Source organism: Larkinella ripae, assembly GCF_054780775.1.
This window is the reverse complement of the sequence record NZ_BAAGVR010000043.1, coordinates 1-2,718: the sequence shown is the minus strand read 5'-3', so window position 1 is coordinate 2,718 and position 2,718 is coordinate 1. Positions and strand designations below refer to the sequence as shown.

At 57.1% G+C, this 2,718-nt stretch carries 1 protein-coding gene; it reads right to left on the bottom strand.

What is annotated here, in order from left to right; genetic code table 11:
- The coding region (locus ACYVHX_RS29620; RefSeq protein WP_460675344.1) for a putative Ig domain-containing protein at window positions 1-2,718 on the bottom strand (2,718 nt) is incomplete at both ends.

Genomic DNA, 2,718 nt, shown 5'->3' with positions numbered 1-2,718 from the left:
CTTTTTCTGGACCCAGATTTCCTGATAGTCCTGGCTGCTGATACGGAAGTGCTGGGCGTAATCGTATTCCAGGTGAAAATCTTCCCCGGCGTAGGTCGTTTTACCCGTCAGCGTGTAGGTGTGAGGTGTTCCGCCGGATTCGTTCAGCGTGATTGTATCACTACCGCCGGTTAAGGCCCGCACATTAACCGTATTGTTGGGCAGGCTTAGGTTGGTCGTTGAGGTCCAGTTTAGTTGGGGCTCGCCAAAAATGTAGCTGGTGCCTTTCGCCCACTTCATATTTGGGCCGACCTTTTCGCGGTAAATCGCCTGAATCAAACGGATGCGGTTCACAAACCGTAAGCCCTCTTCGGCGTACCACAAATTGCCGTTCGGCTGCGCGTTCCAGAGCTGATCGAGCGTACGGGTGACGCCATCAACCTCGCAGACGATGCTGATGTTTTTGGCCCCGGCTTCCCACTGCTCGTAGGTGTAGGTCGGGTGGGCCGACATCGGGGCACCCCATTGCAGGGTACTTTCGATGTTGGGTACAATGATGTTATAGCGCGAATCGCCCGTACACTGCGGGTAGATGATTGCAAAGACTTGCTGCAAAGACTTCTCCCAGAAAGCGTTACCCCTCGCGCCGGTCATGATGTTCTGCTCAGCGATGTCGCGCATACACCGGGCGGGGGTTGCTTCGGCAAACTCGGTGCCATCTAAGGTTTGCGAGGCCCAAAGCGACCAGCCCAGCTGCTTCATTTTTGCGACCGGAAACAGCATCGTGTGGCTGAGGCCCCAGAAGTAGCGCGGGGACCAGTAGCCGCCGTTGATGATCTGCTCGGGGGCAATTTTGGCGTTCTCGGTCGGGAAACTGTAGAGCCGGCGGGGCCTTTGCCCAAAGCGGGAAACCGTAACCCCCGCCGTGGTGGCCAGATCGAACACGCCCGAACCCGGAACGGATTCTTTCAAATGAACAACGGTACCGGATGCCGTCAGGGCGGGGAAATTCAGCTCGGTGCGCTTTACTTTGCGCACACTGGCGTCCACAAACGTGTTCTCGTTGATCCAGGTCTTGCCGGCCGTTTCCAGTGTTTCTTCCCCGATACTGCCGCCGACGGTTTTGGGGTACACATCCCGGCGAACTCCGACACCATCGCCGTTTCGGGCGTAGGCGTTTACGCTCACAAAATCACCGCTGGTTCCAATCCGGAACTGATATTCGTGGGGATTCTCGAAGTCGTAGGTGTTATTGGGCGGGTTGCTGCCGTAGTTATACCGGTGCGTGTCGTCCGTCCCGGTATAATTAGCTGGCGTGTTGCCCATCGTAACGACTTCGGGATAACCCGGCGTGGTGGTAACCGGCCGGTTGATCTGAATCGTCAGGTTCTTGGGCGAGGTGCGGGCCGCAATGCCAATGCCGTACATCACCCCACCCGTGACGTTGGTGGGGTAGATCGTCAGCCGCTTGACCTGGGTCTTAACTTCGAAATTGGCGGAAATTTCTTTGCTCGGGTCGCTGATGAGCTGGGAGGTAACCGTATAGATTCCATCCGCCAGAATGGTGTTGTTGGCGTACTCGTAGTAATCCTTGCCGGCGGGCATGGTAGCCACCTGAAAGCCGGTATCGTAACCGCCCCCTACTTTCAGCACCCGCAGTTTTACCGGGCCGGTGGCCACGCTGCGGGCGGTCGCCTTGTGTTCTTCATCCAGCAGCACCGGCTCCACAAAAGCGGTTGAGACTGATTCACCGGTGCCGGTAGGCTTTTCGTAGATTACCTTATCGGTGTTGACCGACGGGCAGAGGAAGGGAGCCTTGATCGAGACCAGCGGACTGGTGCCGGGCCGGTAGTATTCGATTTCGTAGTTTTTGCCCTTGGTCAGCCCCGAAAAGAACTGTCCGTTGCGGTTGTAGGGCTTGCCGGCGTCGGTAACAAACGAACCCGATGCGCAGGCTTTCGCCAGCTGCTCGTAGGCCACGTCAATGCCGCGCAGGTTCACCGCCCAGGCTCCGTCGGTAACGTCCAGCTGGGGCGTTAAGGTGTCGTTTTTGTCGTAGTGAAAACCGTACCAGCGTATTTCGGCGGGCACCGCGTTCTTGCGCTTGACAAAAAAACCGCCGGTCATCGGAACGACGATCTGCGAGCCGGCCGAATCGACTACAATGATATTCAGCGGGTAGTAGGTCTGGGTCTCACCGGGTACCGTGCTTTCAAAGGGTACGTCCTTCCAGGATAACACGCCCGATACCGGGTCAATGCTCATCCAGGACGGCACGGCCACATTCCCGTTTAAAATCGCGCTGTAGGTCAGCGTATCGCCCGGGTCGCTCACGGTGGAAGCCACCGAGACGCTGACCGAATCGCCTTCGGTAACCGTTACGCTGTTGAAGGGTCCAACCTGAATGGGTGGGGGATTGGGCAAAAACGAACCCCAAATCTCGATTTCCTTGACGTACTTGTTGCCGCCGTTAGCGCCCTGTAAAACCACCTTCGGATACTGCAAATCATCCCAGGGAACGTCAATAAACGGATCGTTGCCAATGACGTTAGGCAGCTTATAGGATTTGGCCCCAACCGAGTTTAGGTTCTGCTCGAGCGTCTGGGTGTAAGCGACATTGGGCCCCGAAATCAGGTAGTTGGCCGCAATAGATTGGCGGAACTCGGGCGCCAGGTCGGCGGGGAAGATTCGGATAAACTCCACGCGCGGCACCCGGCTGTTTTCGGAGACAACCCCTTC